The organism is Vibrio sp. 970, assembly GCF_033339075.1.
In genome coordinates this window covers 404,711-421,109 of record NZ_JAWOTW010000003.1, presented here as the reverse complement: position 1 = coordinate 421,109, position 16,399 = coordinate 404,711, and the positions used below count along the sequence as shown (strand labels likewise).

General features: G+C 43.2%; 15 protein-coding genes and 2 pseudogenes. 13 read left to right on the top strand and 4 right to left on the bottom strand.

What is annotated here, in order from left to right:
- Positions 1-39: 39 nt before the first annotated feature.
- Positions 40-846 (bottom strand): sulfite exporter TauE/SafE family protein, encoded by an 807-nt coding sequence (locus tag R7Q11_RS06785; protein WP_062730947.1) that lies wholly within the window; start codon positions 844-846, stop codon positions 40-42.
- 122 nt (positions 847-968) lie between these two features.
- Here R7Q11_RS06785 and R7Q11_RS06780 point away from each other — a divergent pair, with 122 nt between their 5' ends.
- From R7Q11_RS06780 to R7Q11_RS06755, 6 genes are all read left to right on the top strand, one after another.
- Entirely contained in the window at positions 969-1,763 is a 795-nt protein-coding gene (locus R7Q11_RS06780) for an AraC family transcriptional regulator (RefSeq protein ID WP_225466317.1), read from the top strand.
- A gap of 339 nt (positions 1,764-2,102) precedes the next feature.
- Positions 2,103-2,771, top strand: a complete 669-nt coding sequence (locus R7Q11_RS06775) for a DUF1826 domain-containing protein (RefSeq protein ID WP_005375711.1) — start codon at positions 2,103-2,105, stop codon at positions 2,769-2,771.
- 4 nt (positions 2,772-2,775) lie between these two features.
- Positions 2,776-3,246 (top strand): Fur family transcriptional regulator, encoded by a 471-nt coding sequence (locus tag R7Q11_RS06770; RefSeq protein ID WP_017821073.1) that lies wholly within the window; start codon positions 2,776-2,778, stop codon positions 3,244-3,246.
- A gap of 82 nt (positions 3,247-3,328) precedes the next feature.
- Complete coding sequence (locus tag R7Q11_RS06765) at positions 3,329-4,663, top strand: dihydroorotase (protein WP_225466316.1); 1,335 nt, start codon at positions 3,329-3,331, stop codon at positions 4,661-4,663.
- 44 nt (positions 4,664-4,707) lie between these two features.
- Positions 4,708-5,268, top strand: a complete 561-nt coding sequence (locus tag R7Q11_RS06760) for a carbonate dehydratase (protein ID WP_017821071.1) — start codon at positions 4,708-4,710, stop codon at positions 5,266-5,268.
- Positions 5,258-6,271 (top strand): CobW family GTP-binding protein, encoded by a 1,014-nt coding sequence (locus tag R7Q11_RS06755; RefSeq protein WP_021707804.1) that lies wholly within the window; start codon positions 5,258-5,260, stop codon positions 6,269-6,271. Before R7Q11_RS06760 ends, R7Q11_RS06755 begins: the two co-directional genes overlap by 11 nt.
- A 207-nt stretch (positions 6,272-6,478) precedes the next feature.
- On the opposite strand, the gene R7Q11_RS06750 is transcribed toward R7Q11_RS06755, so the two are convergent.
- Positions 6,479-7,351 carry an aspartoacylase gene (locus R7Q11_RS06750; protein ID WP_132936372.1) on the bottom strand — a complete coding sequence of 291 codons (873 nt, stop codon included), beginning with the start codon at positions 7,349-7,351 and terminating at the stop codon, positions 6,479-6,481.
- Positions 7,352-7,498: 147 nt separating this feature from the next.
- Here R7Q11_RS06750 and R7Q11_RS06745 point away from each other — a divergent pair, with 147 nt between their 5' ends.
- Both R7Q11_RS06745 and R7Q11_RS06740 read left to right on the top strand, forming a co-directional pair.
- Positions 7,499-8,758, top strand: a complete 1,260-nt coding sequence (locus R7Q11_RS06745) for a peptidoglycan DD-metalloendopeptidase family protein (RefSeq protein WP_005375721.1) — start codon at positions 7,499-7,501, stop codon at positions 8,756-8,758.
- A 522-nt stretch (positions 8,759-9,280) separates the two neighbouring features.
- The gene (locus R7Q11_RS06740; RefSeq protein ID WP_176311604.1) at positions 9,281-10,495 is read left to right on the top strand and encodes a CobW family GTP-binding protein; all 1,215 of its coding nucleotides are present in this window, start codon (positions 9,281-9,283) and stop codon (positions 10,493-10,495) included.
- Positions 10,496-10,643: 148 nt separating this feature from the next.
- Here the strand turns inward: R7Q11_RS06740 and zigA are convergent, their stop codons facing one another.
- A complete protein-coding gene (zigA, locus tag R7Q11_RS06735; RefSeq protein WP_017821067.1) occupies positions 10,644-11,843 on the bottom strand; it encodes a zinc metallochaperone GTPase ZigA in 1,200 nt (399 codons plus the stop codon).
- A 190-nt stretch (positions 11,844-12,033) separates the two neighbouring features.
- On the opposite strand from zigA, the gene R7Q11_RS06730 reads away from it, so the two are divergent.
- Positions 12,034-12,459, top strand: coding sequence for a TraR/DksA C4-type zinc finger protein (locus R7Q11_RS06730; protein ID WP_064354628.1), 426 nt, complete (start codon positions 12,034-12,036; stop codon positions 12,457-12,459).
- Positions 12,460-12,739: 280 nt separating this feature from the next.
- The gene (locus tag R7Q11_RS06725; RefSeq protein ID WP_017635732.1) at positions 12,740-13,348 is read left to right on the top strand and encodes a MarC family protein; all 609 of its coding nucleotides are present in this window, start codon (positions 12,740-12,742) and stop codon (positions 13,346-13,348) included.
- A 419-nt stretch (positions 13,349-13,767) separates the two neighbouring features.
- Here the strand turns inward: R7Q11_RS06725 and R7Q11_RS06720 are convergent, their stop codons facing one another.
- Positions 13,768-14,127, bottom strand: a complete 360-nt coding sequence (locus R7Q11_RS06720) for a phosphate-starvation-inducible PsiE family protein (protein WP_169674288.1) — start codon at positions 14,125-14,127, stop codon at positions 13,768-13,770.
- Between the two features lie 302 nt (positions 14,128-14,429).
- On the opposite strand from R7Q11_RS06720, the pseudogene R7Q11_RS06715 reads away from it, so the two are divergent.
- From R7Q11_RS06715 to R7Q11_RS29840, 3 genes and pseudogenes are all read left to right on the top strand, one after another.
- Positions 14,430-14,546, top strand: a pseudogene (locus R7Q11_RS06715) (universal stress protein); the annotation flags it as partial.
- Between the two features lie 420 nt (positions 14,547-14,966).
- A pseudogene (locus R7Q11_RS29845) lies at positions 14,967-15,746 on the top strand (PAS domain-containing protein); the annotation flags it as partial.
- A complete protein-coding gene (locus tag R7Q11_RS29840) occupies positions 15,744-16,280 on the top strand; it encodes a methyl-accepting chemotaxis protein (RefSeq protein WP_372036153.1) in 537 nt (178 codons plus the stop codon). The pseudogene R7Q11_RS29845 and the gene R7Q11_RS29840, both read left to right, overlap by 3 nt.
- The last annotated feature ends 119 nt before the right edge of the window (positions 16,281-16,399 follow it).

Genomic DNA, 16,399 nt, shown 5'->3' with positions numbered 1-16,399 from the left:
ACCATAGTGCAAGGCCTACTAGTGACCGTGTTATTTGCTCTAACTAAGTACTTGTACCAACATTTTGAAACTTAGAAGAACACACAAAATACCAACGATTTTCTTAAGAACTTTATTTGGGAAATACTCTGCACAACGCACGCCGAGGCTAGTAGTTAAGTAGCTACTAATGGAGAAGCTGAGCATTGCAGGAAGGTATATGTATCCTAAGACTAAGTTGTTCCAATCTGTATTTTCCCATCCGTTTAACATGTAACCGAGGCTTCCTGACAGCGCGATAGGGAAACCTATCGCAGCAGAGGTTCCAATAGCACGTTTTACTTCAAAATTTTGCTGGACAAGATAGGGGATGATCAACCCCGCACCGCTTATAGAGACAAGTGCTGATACAGAGCCAATGACCGAGCCTACAGTGATATTACCGATAGCCCCATGTGGGTTAGGGTTGTACTCATTTTCAGTGTTGAGAAACATCTTATAAGCAACATACAACATGAATACGCTGAAAAAGCCTGCCAGATAGACGCCTTGTAGATACGATGCTACGAATGTGGCGCAAAATGTTCCGACTAGAACTCCGCTCAACATTTTTACTACCATTGTCGAGTCTACATTCTCTTTTTTGTAGTGAGCGCGCATGCTGCCCAATGTTGTAACAATCATCGAAGCCATTGATGTCCCCAACGCAAGATGCACTACTTCCGTATCAGCTATTCCCTGTAGTGAAAATAGAAACGCAAAAATAGGGACGGCCATTCCACCACCACCCACACCAACGAGTCCTGCGAGAAAGCCAATGCCCAAGCCTGCCGTAATGTAATAGATAATAAAGATAGGTTCGTTCATGATGGTTCTGCCTTCGATAAAATGGTCGTTGCTAAAATGTTACTCGAACGCTAACTTGCTATGGTAACGTTAAGAGGACAGAAAATAATGAATAATGGCCAAAATGGAATTGAGTAAATAAAGTGACAAACTCTGATTACAGCGAATGGAAAAATGGCGCCGCACTGAGCGTTAAGGAGTGGCAGCATGAAAGGAGCGACTTCAACCATTTGGATCAACGGCCACATAATTGGCACAGTCATCATCGAGGCCAGTTACTGTGTATAGATGAAGGGCTAATTCAGGTCAAAACCGATGAAGGAACGTGGATACTACCACCTCACCGAGCTGGTTGGATCCCCCCGGGTGCGATGCACAGTGTTTATTTTTGTGGTTCTCTGAAAGGTCGTTCATTACTGTTTACTCCAGAGAGTTGTGAGCGGTTTCCAATGAGACCTTGTGTTATCCAAATGAGCGATGTGTTGAAAGCCCTATCGGTTAGAGCATCGATATGGAGCAAAACAGACGATCTATCCATACAGTCTTTACGTATTCTTGCCGTAATATCCGATGAAATCGTCAATAGCCCTCATGAGTCACTCCACATCCCGCTGCCCAGAGATCCGAGACTGCAAAAAGTTACTCAAGCAATTTTAATAGACCCAAACAGCAAACATTCTGTGGAGCATTGGGCCAATATTGGGGCAGTCTCATCTCGGACGTTAAGACGATTGATTCGAAGTGAGTTAAACATGAGTTTTAATGAATGGCGGCAACAAGTACTGCTAATACATTCATTAGAAATGATAGCTCGAGGGGAATCTGTAGGAGCGGTTGCACATGCTTTGGGTTATTCGACGCCCAGTAACTTTATTGCGATGTTTCGTCGGGTCTATGGCGATTCACCTACGCGTTACTTTTCTAATCGCGGAATATAATTTCCGTGCTCGCATGCTCATGATGTTCCCCTAATTATTTTTAATCAAAAAAGGTAAATATTGAAAAGATTAATTGTTATGTTATAACATTGCTTTGTTTGGGGCTCTACAATTTGTTGTTTAAAGAATTGATCTCACAACCAGTAGTCTCCTATTGAGAGAGAGTAAACGTTGATTTCTTCACAAGCGTTGTCTGACTTGACTCTACATGGGGTGGGACTGTGTCAATATGTCCGTGAACTAGAGCGAAATCGTAACGATTACTAGGTCTCATAGCCCTAGAAAATCAACGTTATTAAAACCTTTACCTGACCTTTTTAACGCTTGGGAGGAAGATATATGAGCATTGATGTAGTTGAGAACCCGCTTCGTGTCCAAACAACATCATCGTTGGCGATATCGACATCAGCGAACATACTTAGCGACATCTACAAACCAGAGCACAATATTGCCATATGGCAGCGAACGCTCTCGAAAGAGTTGACGAAGGACATTAATCTGATGCTGGCACAGGAGCCTAGATTGGCACTGGTACAAAGTGTCACGCCAGATGATGCTGCACAATGGGTACGAAGCAAGTTAAAGGGCTATGCGTGTGCTGATGCGCTGAGTGAAGATGTTGCTTTAATCGTCGATATGTTCTGCTGTTTGTTTGAGGTTAAAGAAGCAGGTTTGAGGCTAACTCGCCTAGACAGCCCGATGTGCCCGAAATTTCACTTTGATCGTGTGCCTTGCAGACTTGTCATAACTTATACCGGCCGAGCGACCGAATGGTTAACCAACGATACCATTGATCGCACTAAACTCGGTGCCGGTAGTCTTGGTCAACCTGATCACCTATCGGGCTTATACGACTCTGAAAGTGCCATACGACGAATGCAGCCTGGCGATGTTGCCCTGCTCAAAGGAAGTGGTTGGGAAGGCAATGAAGCCACTGGACTTATACATCGCTCTCCACATGTTGCAGACAATGAACGTCGCTTACTACTCACATTGGATTTCATCTAGAGATATGAGAAAGCTCAAAACGGTAGATGACGTCATGAAGCAGGTAGAGAAAATCTGCCTGCTGCGAGGTAAACAACTCACTACTAAACGGAAATTGATACTGACTTCACTGCTATATGCGGAGAAGCCGCTTTCTGCCTACGAACTAGTTGACTACTGCAATCACAACTTTTCTCAAAACATTCAAGCGATGTCGGTTTATCGAATACTCGATTTCCTTGAAGCAGAGCACTTTGTCCATAAGCTCAATACATCTAGTAAATACGTCGTTTGTTCTCAAATCGCGTGCGATCAGGAGCATGGCGTTCCACAGTTTTTGATTTGCTCTCAGTGTGGAAAGGTTAGTGAAATAGCGGTTGAAGCCAATGTTATTTCTAGCGTATGTGCGAAAGCCATACAAGAAGGCTTCACCGTTCTTAGCCCACAATTTGAGATTTCCTGTGTTTGCGATGAATGCGCAAACCGCCCCCTATGAGGCAGACACACGATCTCCCCTTATAGCTTCACAAGGTGACCGAGTATTGGCCACCTTTTCAAATTATCTAAAAGAATGAATTATGTCAGCAACATTGATTAAAAACGCTCGGGTGGTCAACGAAAGAGCCATTACCGAAACAGATTTACGTATTGTTGATCAAAGAATTGACAAGATTGCTACTAATATATCCGTACAACACGGAGATATTGTAATTGATGCTAAAGGGGCTTACTTACTGCCAGGCATGATTGACGATCAAGTGCATTTCCGAGAACCTGGGCTGACACATAAAGGCACAATTGCAAGTGAGTCGCGGGCGGCGGTGGCCGGCGGTATTACAAGCTACATGGAAATGCCCAATGTTAGTCCGGCTACAACGACTATTGACTCGTTAGAGCGCAAGTTCGCTCTCGCTAAAGAAAGCTCGTTTGCGAATTATTCTTTCTACCTCGGTGCAACCGAAGACAATCTTGAACAGATTAAACAACTTAACCCCAAACAACATTGTGGTGTGAAAGTATTTATGGGGGCATCAACAGGAAATTTGTTAGTCGAAGATCCGCAAGCGTTAGAGTCAATTTTTCGTGACTCTCCAGTACTCATTGTTACTCATTGTGAAAGTGGGACTGTTATTAAACAAAACCAGCAAAAGCAAAGGCTTAAGAAGCTAGGTTTCACTATCGAAGACCATCCCATTTTGCGTGACGAAGAGGCCTGTTACGCTTCATCTTCTTATGCGGTAGAACTTGCCAAAAAGTATCACAGCCAACTGCATGTGCTGCACATCACAACGGCGAAGGAGCTAGCACTTTTTGACGAGGGAGACATTCGAGACAAATCAATCACCGCGGAGGCTTGTGTTCACCATCTTTGGTTCAGCAACAAAGATTATGGCGCTCTTGGTAACTTGATCAAATGTAATCCTTCAATCAAGTTTCCTAGTGACCGCGATGCGTTGTTAAAAGCGTTAAATACGGGGCAAATAGATATCATTGCAACAGACCACGCTCCTCACACTTGGCAAGAAAAACAAGTGCCTTACGAGCAGGCTCCAGCCGGACTGCCGTTAGTTCAGCATGCGTTACTTACTCTCTTCGAGCATGTCCGTTTAGGTCATATGAGTTTGACTCAAGTAGTCGAAAAAACTGCGCACAACCCGGCCATTCGCTATGGCATTCAAGGCCGAGGTTTTATCCGTGAAGGTTACTACGCCGATTTGGTGTTGGTTGATGCTCATACCCCAACACGAGTTAGCAACGAAAACAGTTTATATCATTGTGGTTGGTCGCCTTTTGCTGGACATGAATTTTCAGCTCAAATTCAAAAGACTTGGGTCAATGGCGCGCTAGTTTATGACAATAACAAAGTCATCGATAAACCAGCTGGAGCGATGCGTTTATCCTTCAATCGTTAAGTCGCTGACCGTAAAAAAAGAGCCATAAACAAACTGGAAGCATTATGTTAAGAAGAAACCCAACGGGCCATATGCCACAGGTGTCCTCAACAGCCTTTATCGATCCAACCGCTATTATCTGTGGCAAAGTCATTATTGAGGATAACGTTTTTATTGGACCCTATGCTGTTATTCGAGCTGACGAAGTTAATAACCATGGAGACATGGAAGCTATCGTCATCAAACGTGACACCAATATCCAAGATGGTGTCGTAATTCACTCTAAGGCAGGGGCTGCGGTGACCATTGGTGAGCGCTCATCCATTGCTCATCGTTCGATTATTCATGGTCCTTGCCAGGTTTGTGATGATGTTTTCATTGGCTTCAACTCCGTCGTGTTCAATAGCGTCATCGGTGAGAGGTGTGTTATTCGTCATAACTGTGTCGTCGATGGCCTCGATTTACCCGCTTATTTCCATGTACCACCGATGACCAATATTGGTGTCGGTTTTGATTTAGAGAGTATCTCTAAAGTGCCGCCAGAATATTCAGCTTTTTCCGAATCCGTCGTTTCTGCCAACCATGAACTAGTCCAAGGCTACCGGAGAATTGCCAATGAACTTTAATAAGCCACTGATTTCGCGAGTGCCGACTAACATCATCACTGGCTTTCTCGGGGTGGGGAAAACATCGGCAATAATGCACTTATTGACCCATAAACCGAGTCATGAACGTTGGGCTGTATTGGTCAATGAATTTGGCGAAGTTGGTATTGATGGCAGCTTGTTACAAGGCCAAAAAAAACAACAAGACCAAGTGTTTATTCGAGAGGTCCCCGGGGGATGTATGTGCTGTGCAGCAGGTCTTCCGATGCAAATCGCCTTAAATCAATTATTGTCTGAAGCAAGGCCAGATCGATTGTTGATTGAACCTACAGGCCTTGGTCATCCTAAAGAAGTACTGCAAGTGCTATCGACCGAGTATTATCGTCAAATTCTCGCTTTGCAAAAAAACATTACTTTAGTCGATGCACGTAAACTATCGGATCCTAAGTACACTGAGCATGAAACGTTTAACCAGCAAATCACTATCGCAGATACAGTGGTAGGTAATAAGCGCGATCTCTATCAAGATGAAGATGAGCAAAAGCTGACGGCTTATATAGCAAAGCTCGGTCTGCGGGAAACAAAAGTGATTTTCGCTGAACATGGCGCTATCCCTTTTCATGAATGTGAGGGAGCGACTCGTATTGACGTGCAAAAAACGCCCTCTGTTCTTTATCGTGAAAGAGAGAAAAAGTCACTTGTTCCTGAGTTGCCTATGCCTGAGAGCGGCATTCTAAAAGCAACCAATCAGGGGGAAGGTTTCTACAGTATCGGTTGGCGTATATCCGCTGAAAACGTGTTCGATCATCAAAAGCTGAGATTATTGCTGCTCGACCTCAAGGTCGAACGAATGAAAGCGGTTTTTATCACGGGAAGCGGTATTTTTGGTTACAATCTAACATCAGATGGACTCACAGAGTTTGAACTAGACGAGTGTTCAGAAAGCCGCCTAGAACTGATCTCTTCCGGTCTAGATGACCAATTTGAAGATAGATTATTTCGATGTTTGGAGAAGGCATCATGATAGAAAAGAGAAAACTCTCCTTTTAACCATAATGTCTTACCTCCTTAAAATTCTAGTGGGGTTTCTTTTAAAGCTGCGCTTAGGGCACTTATGCTGCCGTATTAGGGTGGGGTTAGTACCCGTATTTTCTGCCTATGCGGTTCAGGCACAGTTTTATTCATGGGGTGAGGTATCCACGTTACACGTGGCCTAATTACTTGCTTTAAGTTACACGGAAGAAACACGTCTTTTTTTAGCGAGGGCCATTGCTATATTTGCGGTACTGTAGGCGCTCTCATTGATAAAGTGCGGGTAAATTTCCCCTTTGCCATTCCAATGGATATCATAACCAGCGAAAGTCGCTAATAAAGGTGCTCCTGGTTTGACCGCCTCAAAATCTCTGCCACAAATAGTAGGGTGTACTAGTGCTTGCCGCATACCCTCTTGATCAAGTGGAACCCTGATTTCTTCGGTGTAAAAAAACGCCTCATAATCGCTCAGTAAGCCTATTTGGTTGAGGTTGTGCTTTTCAACATAGTCCAATACTGCGGTAAGCATCTGTTTCATCAACTCCAACGTACTGTACTCTAGCGCACCATGTGCTTGCGCCCCGACCTCAATCATTATTCCATATTGCCCAGCAGTACAAAGGTAAGGTTGCTCTTGCCATTCTTTTCGCTCTTCGAAAAGGACATGTGCTGATGGCATTCGTTGTTTGACGTACGCGCCCAGTTTCCGATAAAACACATCGTTAGAAAGCAGAATCAACGTCGCTCCCATATTGCTTGTTGTATTGTGCAGGTCAACAATCAACAGTTTTTCTTGGTTTGCATATTTCTCGATAAATTGATGTGCAATCTTGCTTTCATGCAAATCAGGACAATGATTGCTATTCATTGCTGAGAACTCGCGATTTAAGTCTGTATTGATGTATCGGACGTTGTGTTTTGCTGCTTCGGAGTTTGCGATGATCGAGCAGGCTGAAAAGGTTGATCTATTGACAGAGTAACGTTTTTCTTTGATTAGTTTATGTAAATAAATACCAGAAAGTTCGTTTCCGTGTGTTCCTGCAACGATAAGTGCTGAATTGAATGTGTTCATTATTGAGCCTTCTCAAAGAGAATGGGTTGAATGACTGGTCTTCTCTTAGCCAATCCAGTGAACTGAATAAACGTTTACTAAACTGAGTAAAAACAATCCTAGATATGTTATAACATAACAATCGTTGTTATTGATACTTAGTTTCTCATGAGTCAGTTTAAATTTATTGCTTTAATCGTTGCTGTGTTTTGTTTTTCGGTCGCTTTGCTTCTACCTACAGAGGATGAGCCAAATCAAGATAGTCACAGCACTCAACTGAATCAAAGCAGTGATTCGTCACCACCTCCATCATCAAAGATAGTGGTTCCCTCAGATAGCAGTTTGACTCCGTTGCCTAAACCTAAACAAATACACTACATAGTTAAAGTGGGAGATACGCTCAGTGGTATCTTCGCTCAATTGGGTCTCCCTTACGGTATTTTGCAGCAAATTCTCTCAGTTGATCTTGATCACCTCCAGCTAGATATGATTAAGCCCGGAGAAGAGCTTGAATTAGTGATGGATGACATGGGGCAATTGAGTCGACTAATTTATCATATGAGCCTTGTAGAGAAGGCTATCTACACTAGAGAAAACGATGGCTCCTTCTCTTACGAATTTCAGGAAATTTCAGGGGAATGGCGTGAAACCTTATTTTCGGGAGAAATCAAAGGGAGTTTTTCAGTCTCGGCACATCGAGTAGGATTGGCATCAGGCCACGTCGCAAATATTACGCAGGTGATGAAAGATAAGATTGATTTTGCGCGATCTCTTAGAGCCGGTGACCGTTTCGATATATTAGTGAAACAGCAATATTTAGGTGAATACAAAACTGGCAATAGTGAGATTAAGGCTATTTCTTTTAACTTAGCGAAGGGCGAAGTCGCTGCATTTCTAGCCGAGGATGGACGGTTCTATGATAGAGCTGGTAACAGTTTGGAGCGAGCGTTTAACCGTTATCCTGTCGATAGGGCATACCGCCGAATCACCTCTGGGTTTAACCCTAAGCGTAAACACCCAGTGACGGGAAGAGTCACCCCGCATAACGGAACGGATTTCGCGACACCAATCGGTGCGCCAGTTTATTCTACTGGGGATGGAAAAGTAATTGCGGTCCGCAAGCACCCTTATGCCGGTAATTATTTAGTGATTGAACATAACAGTGTGTACAAAACTCGTTACCTACACTTGAATAAAATCTTGGTTAAAAAAGGTCAAGTTATAAAGCGTGGGCAAAAAATAGCCCTCTCTGGGAATACTGGTCGTTCAACCGGACCACATTTACATTTTGAAGTTTTAGTTCGTAATCGTCCGGTTGATGCAATGAAAGCCGACTTACCTATCGCGAAGTCGCTTCCTAACATCCAGAAACCTTCATTTTTGGCGCGAGTATCAGAGTTTGATTATCTAGTAGAAACGAAAAACTGAGTCCGACAATTTGTTAGGGCTCAGTTATGCTATTTTGTGTTATGAGGTTGGAGCAATAGGTGAGTCTCAATATGTGTTCCTAGAAGAATAATGACTGCGATTTTTTCTTTTACGTGCGTCCACATCCGCAACATCGGACGCTTTGCAACAATCTCCGCCTTTGATCGGCCTACGTGAAAACATCACACCAATTGCGAGCATCGCAATACAACTTAGGAAAATAAGAACGGTAAGAACTAAAGTCATAACACCACCTCCTATAAATCGCTGTATTGTCATCTTTCTCCAATTTTATAAACAAAGCAATGGTCGTTTTGTAACCACTTATTATTTTTATCAATAGTCAGACCTTTGCTGGTGATGAAACGTGCTGAGAAACGAAGGCGAGTTCTGAAAAATCAGTCTCTGTGGTCTTTACCGATTCTTAAGCTTTGGGTCTAAGACAGCAATTGGATTCCTTCTATAACTCATCAAATTGTTATGTTATAACATGTGTTTATTCAGAGTTTGTAGGTCAAAGGTATGCCATCAATTCCAGTCACTATTTTGCATGGGTTTCTCGGGTCAGGGAAAACCACTTTTTTACGCAACATTCTTCAACAAGCCGATTCTTCTGGTATTGATCTTTCCGTTATTGTGAATGACATGAGTGAGTTAGACGTTGATGGCGTGCTTATCTTAAATACCGATGCGGTGAGTGAAGAGCAGGGCAACTTTGTCACGATCAGTGGAGACAGCATCAGCAGCCCGAGTGGTGTAAGGCAGCTCGATAAAGCCCTTAAAAAGCTCTGCGCAGAAAAATGGCCAGAATGGATTGTGATTGAAACGTCGGGCAGTAGTCATCCTTTGCCTTTGGTTGAGTATTTTAAAAACAACGCACCATTCGCTCTCAAAGACGTGATTACGTTGGTGGATGCGACTTGGTTGCGAGATGACTATCGACAAGGCTCTGCCTTAATTCCGAAGTGGCAAGAGAACGTAAAGCAGGGTGTTCGCGGCGTTGAAAACTTGTTGGTAGAGCAAATTATGTTCTCAAACCGTGTCATGCTCACCAAGACGGACAAAGTGGATGACAATACCGTTCGCAACATCGCGCAGGGGATTCATCCGCTTAATGTTTACACCGAGATAATCAAAACGTCATGGGGAAACTTGGATATCCGCATGTTGAAAGGTGAGCAAGACTACAATTTCTTCCTTGTTGAGCAGTTAATCGCAGAACTTCGTGAGACGGTGAATGAGCCGTTGAATCTCTCTGATAAAGACGAACAAAGCCTTGTCGCCAAAGTGATCAAAGATGATCGACCTTTTCATCCTGCGCGTTTGTGGAGTACCTGCCACCAGTATTTAACTAAAGGTGTGTTCCGCAGTAAGGGGTTCTTTTGGTTTCCAACTCGAGACGATGTTTCACTGCTTTGGAGCCAAGCAAGCGGCAATGTGGGGCTTGAAATTACAGGCTTTTGGCGCGCTTCGGTAATCAATGACGAATCGCAAAACTTCACTGAGGAACATCGTCAAATCCTGCAAGATAAGATAGACAGTGTTGAAAGCCGCTTTGGTGATCGTCGTTGTCGCTTAACGGTGATTGGGCAAGAAAACGAAGTCGATGTGTTTATTGATGCGCTGGAAAACTGCTTTTTAACGGATGCGGAATTGGAGCAATGGCAACAGGGGGCAACATTTGAAGATCCTTGGCCAAAGAAAATAGCTAAGTTGAGCCAGAAGAAGACAGTTTGAATGTACTGGTGAGGATTCCCTTGGTGCATGTTTGAATCTCGGCTTGTACCAAGAACGGACTTACTGAATTGGCTCGGTATACCAAAATTGGCTCTGTGTAACGAAAAAGCCTCCCGAATGGTGGGAGGCTTTTTTGAATCTCAGTCGTTTACTGTTCCCATTCAGGGAAAGGGTCTTCCAGAGATAACCAATAGTCGAGCCCTTGCTCCATCTCATCTTCTGTTAACAAGCATTCGTTTAGACGAGCAATCAATTTCTCTTGCTCTAATCCCTGACCAATGAACACCAATTCTTGTCGCATATCGCCATAAGGTTCTTGCCAAATGTCGTTTATAGCATCTAAGTAATCTTGAGCCGTCGGCCATTCCTCTTTCGGAATTGCTTTCCAAAACATACCCGCAACACCATAACGTGCGATGCCTCCCGCTTGGCTCCATTGACCGACAAACTCTGGTCTGGTTGCTAGCCAAAAGTAACCTTTGGAACGAATCAGTTTGCCGTAATCTTTCGCATTGTGGAGGAAGTCGTAAAACTTCTCTGGATGGAAAGGGCGTCTCGCATGATAGGCAAAGCTGGAAATGCCGTATTCTTCGGTTTCAGGTATGTGCTCGCCTCGCATTTCTTTCAACCAACCTGGGGCTTGTTGCGCCTTTTCAAAACTGAAACTTTGTGTGTCGAGTACGGCATCAAGTTCTACTTCACCATTCGAGATAGGAAGAATAGTGGCCGATGTGTTTAGGGTTTTAAGAATCGCAAGAAGCCTTTCGATTTCTGATTTCTCAGCGAGGTCGGTTTTACTTATCAGGATCACGTCAGCGAACTCGACTTGATCGACGAGTAAGTCGGCGACGCTGCGTTCATCGTCTTCACCTAAGGATTCGGCTGTCTCTGTTAAGAACTTAGCTTCATCGTAATCACGCAGAAAGTTAATCGCATCAACCACCGTAACCATGGTGTCTAAACGTGCAACGTCTGAAAGTGATAGCCCGTTTTCATCAGCAAACGTAAAAGTCTCTGCAACGGGAAGTGGCTCGGCGATGCCAGTGGACTCGATAACTAAGTAATCGAATCTGCCTTCTTGCGCGAGTTTAGTGACTTCTTCAAGTAGATCTTCACGCAGGGTACAACAGATGCAGCCGTTACTCATTTCAACCAACTTTTCTTCACTGTGGTTGAGAGAAACTTCATTCTGAACAGTTGCCGCATCGATGTTGACTTCGCTCATGTCGTTGACGATGACCGCGACTTTTCTGCCTTGTCTATTGTTAAGAATATGACTTAAAACGGTTGTTTTTCCTGCGCCTAGAAAGCCGGATAAAACCGTAACAGGGAGTTTCTGGGTGTTCATGTTCATGCTCTTTATAGTGTAATGTTATAATGTAACAATTAATATAGTCGGTGATCTTAACTCTGGCATCAAGCAGTTTGTTACTGTGTCGAGTACTGCACCTTATTGGCGGCTTTATTTGTCGTTTAGTTGCACAGGTTCAGATGTCCGGAATTTAGAGATCGAACTCTTATCTCGGTGTGGAGGTTCTATGAACGAAGAGAAAAAGCATGTCATGACAGAAGAAGAAATTCTTGCAGCGCCCGAGGCGGATTATATGAATGAAGCTCAGCTCGCGTTTTTTGAAAACCGATTATTTGAGCTTTATGAATTGACGTTAGCGCATATTGAACGCGCGAAAGAAGAGATGATTGCGCCAATGGAATTCAGTGACGAAAGCGATAGGGCGTCCAGTGAGGAGCAATCTGCAATCGCATTAAGAATCATAGATAGAGAGCAAAAGCTGTTACCTAAGATTCAACGATCGTTGGCTCGCTTGCGCGCAGGGGAGTATGGCTATTGTTTAGAGTCCGGAGAACCTATCGGCATTCCAAGGTTATTGGCACGACCTACTGCTGAATATAGTGCAGAAGTAAAAGCTCAAATGGAGTCAAAAGAGCACTGGTATAAACACTAAAGCCTCACTATCTTATGACGTCGATATTCTTCTCGTTCACTTGTTTTTTTTGATGTTCTCTGAGAAGTCTAAAGCGATGGCGACTACCGTTAGGTATGGTAGTCATTACCTTTGAGATATTAATAGTTATCGATAGGATAGAAGTAAGTTCTGTATTGTAAATAACGCACCATTTTTGTTTTTCTGAATGAGCTCTCGCTATGTTAGCGTCAAACATTTTCTCTGCTACTTCAAGCTGATCTTCTATCCTTAAAGCTAAATTGGTACTGGAGAAAGTAGCATGATTGACTTTGTGGCAACTTTTATCTTTTTCTTTGCTGTCATCGATCCCATAGGTACTGTGCCCGTTTTTATCGCAGCCACAAAAAGCTATGAAGAAGTGGCAAAGCGTAAGGTCGCTCTGTTTGCGACTCTATTCTCCGCTGCTATCCTACTGTTTTTTGTTGTTGCTGGTGAAATCATACTTACAGCAATGCGTATTCCCTTGTCTGCGTTTCAAATCTCGGGCGGTATCGTATTGTTCTTGTTTGCTTTGACTATGATATTTGGTGAGAGTAAACCAGCAGAAGAAATCAGAACGCTCAATAGTCATCATGATACAGCAGTTTTTCCTCTAGCCATTCCATCAATTGCTAGCCCTGGCGCAATATTAGCCGCCGTTTTACTCACAGAGAACGTGCGGTTTAATATTTGGGAGCAAGTCCAGACAGTGGCTATGATGCTGCTGGTACTATTGGTTGTTTATATCTTGCTATTAATGGCCAGCGGCATACACAGGATTATTGGGAATACAGGAGCTAGTGCTGTAAGTCGGATCATGGGGTTGATATTAGCCGCTGTGGCCACGACCAACACTCTGAATGGGATTGAAAGTTACTTTGACCTTTAAGGCTTTTTCGCAAACTGAGCTGAAGGTATGCGTTAAGAGCTAATTTTACGGCGAGATGACCGACCACCTGACAATCACTTTTCTGGCGGTTACTTTTAGCCGGATGTAATCCTTCAGGCTATTCGTGACGACCTTGTTTAAGAGGATCACGGAAAAGTTGAAATTAAAATACATAGATGTTGAGGGTATAAATCAGATGGGGAACTGGAGCAACACTTGCCCCATTGAGCTGTGCCAATACTCAAAGATTAGCTGCTAGAAAATAATATCGATAATTTCTCCGCCTAGGCACTACTCTATAATCTTGTAGTCTAGCAGTATATAGAGCCTAGCATGGAGGAATTTATTAGCTTCCAACGTGCCAAGACAAGACTTTTTCATGCCTTGAGAGTATCTGAAAATTCGGGAGGCTGAGAAGTTTATTCAGTATGGCTCTTATTGGGCAGTTTATGGATCAGCCAGTAACCAAGACTCATACTAAGAACTACAGCCGCAATTCCAATCAGGTACATTGGAGACAAGGTTTCAAAGTCTATAATAATGACCTTTCGGGAGATTGCCATCAGCGCGGTGGCCATGACGATTTTTACATGAATAACATTTTCTCTCAGGTAAATAGTTATATTGATGAAAATTTCAATAGCAATTAAAACGGCCATAAAAGCACCAAAAGTGGCTAGCATATCTGAAATCGTCAGAATGAGTTTAGGTGGCGTGATAAGTTTTTGATATATCGTCCATGCAACATCTATCACACCCATGACGATTACAAACAACATAACTATCGACAATACTCTTACAGACCAATGAATCACTATCTGTAATTTTTTTGTTAACTTATCATTTTATCGACTTCCATGGCCCTGTTTCCTTCGCTTGTTTATGTTCACTTAACCTTCATATGTTGAAGCTAGACAATTGAATACATGTCGTTTTAAGCATAGTTGCTGTGGTGAGAGATAGAAGCGCCCGAGGGAAGGAAGTTATGAAACTTAGGAGTGGGCACAATGTTGGACACACAATGTAATCTCTGGTGTCATGCGTTATTACCTCATTACCTCATTACCTCATTTCTGATCGTGACGAGTCGACTGGTGAGCTGGTGATTCATCACCTTCACGGCAAACTGAATGAGCGGATACCACAACGTATTGATACTGGGCAAATCGATGCGCTTGTTGCTGGTTCCTCCGTGCGTTGTTAATAGAAATACAAGCGAATAAGGAGTGGGTAATCGCTCAAAAGTCGGGTGGAAAAGCGGTAAAACGGCGAAAATTATTGGAACTAAGTCAAGGCCCTTTTTTTAAATGAAAAGGCTTATTGATCTGAACACACCACTTCTCCATATAAGTATATCCACAAATACAAACCTCAAATTGGCGATAAAGAGCTTTAATATTGATAAATATATAAACAACTTGGGTGCTGAAGAAATTTCAGTATACTGCGCTTAGGTTACACTGGAGAAAAAATCGCCGTATTCCCAGCGGGGTCCTTTGATAAGAAATAGAAATCGCGTTTGAATATGCAACCAAACGATTTTGCCGCTTGCAGTTTATTCGGTATACAAATAATAAACCTTTGACTAATCCGAAGGTCGGTCAAATGAGAGAAAGTCATGTTTTTTAATAAGTCGCTTCAACAAGAAAATCAACGATTAAAGCAGGAGTTGCAAATCCTGCAGCAAATCCAAACCAGTTTAGATGAAGAGATGATCCGCTTAACATTGGATAGTAAAGGCCTCATTACTTCTGCAAATACCAAACTACAGCAAGAACTTTTCTTACATGATGATGAGATCTTAACGAAATCAATTACTGAATTGGTACCGTCAAATTCGCGCAATACAGACCACTTTCATCGAATGAAGAAAGCCGTCCAAGATAAAGTGTTCTGGAATGGGGCATTGCAAGTACGGAAAGGTAATGGTGAGGAAGCCTGGTTAAGAACGATTATCCAGCCTGTTTTAAATGAGCGCAGAGAAGTAGAAAGCTTTTTTGTTTTTGCTTCTGAACTTACGCGAACGATCAAATCATCCCGTGAGCAAGAGGACATGCTAAATGCATTAAGTCGTTCTATGGCGGTGATTGAGTTCACATTAGATGGCCATGTTTTAAAAGCCAACGATAATTTCCTAAACACAATGGGTTATGCGCTTGATCAGATTCTAGGGAAGCATCATCGCATGTTTTGTGATCAGGAAGAGTCGAGCTCTCAAGCTTACCGTGAGTTTTGGCAACGTTTAGCAAAAGGGCAATTTTCATCAGAGCGATTCAAACGAGTTAACCGTTATGGTGAAGAGGTGTGGCTAGAGGCTTCATATAACCCTATCCATAACGACAGAGGAGAGCTCTACAAGGTCGTTAAGTTCGCGACAGATATTACCCAGCAGGTGATGCAGGAACAGAAAATGGCCCAGGCTGCGCAATTGGCGAACGAAATCTCCCAAGAAACTGGTACACAAACCCTGCAAGGGCAAGAGGTTATAGGCTCAACGTTAGAAAAGATGCAGATACTTTCCGAGCAAATGCAGCAAGCGAACACCGCGATTGACGAGCTTAAAGCGCACTCATCGCGTATTAGCGAGTTGGTAAATAGCATCAGTGGTATCGCTGACCAAACTAACTTATTGGCGTTAAATGCGGCGATAGAAGCGGCTCGTGCGGGTGAGCATGGTAGAGGTTTTGCCGTTGTTGCTGATGAAGTCAGACAGCTTGCTACAAGAACCAATGCAACCACCGATGAAATTGTCACAATGGTCAGTGAAAACCTACAGCGAACAGATAACGCAGTTAAGCTGATCGCTAAATGCCAAAAAGAAGCACTAGATACGCTAGAGCTCTCTGAAAAAGCAGGCAATGTGATGAATGAAATACAAGATGGCGCTAGCCGTGTTGTAGAGGCCGTGGAGCAATTTAACCGCTCGTTGTAGTTAATCAATAGGTTTTCATTGTAGGGGCGATGGGTAAAAAGCAATTCACCTTATTCAACCTGTATTGAGGAGCGTTGAAGTCGCAATACTACTCCTGCCGCAGTCAAGTTAAGCGTTTT

Excerpts from the sequence above, each read along its gene's own strand:
- R7Q11_RS06785 (WP_062730947.1), bottom strand. The coding sequence starts at position 846 with ATGAACGAACCTATCTTTATTATCTATTACATTACGGCAGGCTTGGGC.
- R7Q11_RS06775 (WP_005375711.1), top strand. The coding sequence starts at position 2,103 with ATGAGCATTGATGTAGTTGAGAACCCGCTTCGTGTCCAAACAACATCA.
- R7Q11_RS06770 (WP_017821073.1), top strand. The coding sequence starts at position 2,776 with ATGAGAAAGCTCAAAACGGTAGATGACGTCATGAAGCAGGTAGAGAAA.
- R7Q11_RS06765 (WP_225466316.1), top strand. The coding sequence starts at position 3,329 with ATGTCAGCAACATTGATTAAAAACGCTCGGGTGGTCAACGAAAGAGCC.
- R7Q11_RS06760 (WP_017821071.1), top strand. The coding sequence starts at position 4,708 with ATGTTAAGAAGAAACCCAACGGGCCATATGCCACAGGTGTCCTCAACA.
- R7Q11_RS06755 (WP_021707804.1), top strand. The coding sequence starts at position 5,258 with ATGAACTTTAATAAGCCACTGATTTCGCGAGTGCCGACTAACATCATC.
- R7Q11_RS06750 (WP_132936372.1), bottom strand. The coding sequence starts at position 7,351 with ATGAACACATTCAATTCAGCACTTATCGTTGCAGGAACACACGGAAAC.
- R7Q11_RS06745 (WP_005375721.1), top strand. The coding sequence starts at position 7,499 with ATGAGTCAGTTTAAATTTATTGCTTTAATCGTTGCTGTGTTTTGTTTT.
- R7Q11_RS06740 (WP_176311604.1), top strand. The coding sequence starts at position 9,281 with ATGCCATCAATTCCAGTCACTATTTTGCATGGGTTTCTCGGGTCAGGG.
- zigA (WP_017821067.1), bottom strand. The coding sequence starts at position 11,843 with ATGAACACCCAGAAACTCCCTGTTACGGTTTTATCCGGCTTTCTAGGC.
- R7Q11_RS06730 (WP_064354628.1), top strand. The coding sequence starts at position 12,034 with ATGAACGAAGAGAAAAAGCATGTCATGACAGAAGAAGAAATTCTTGCA.
- R7Q11_RS06725 (WP_017635732.1), top strand. The coding sequence starts at position 12,740 with ATGATTGACTTTGTGGCAACTTTTATCTTTTTCTTTGCTGTCATCGAT.
- R7Q11_RS06720 (WP_169674288.1), bottom strand. The coding sequence starts at position 14,127 with ATGTTGTTTGTAATCGTCATGGGTGTGATAGATGTTGCATGGACGATA.
- R7Q11_RS29840 (WP_372036153.1), top strand. The coding sequence starts at position 15,744 with ATGCAGGAACAGAAAATGGCCCAGGCTGCGCAATTGGCGAACGAAATC.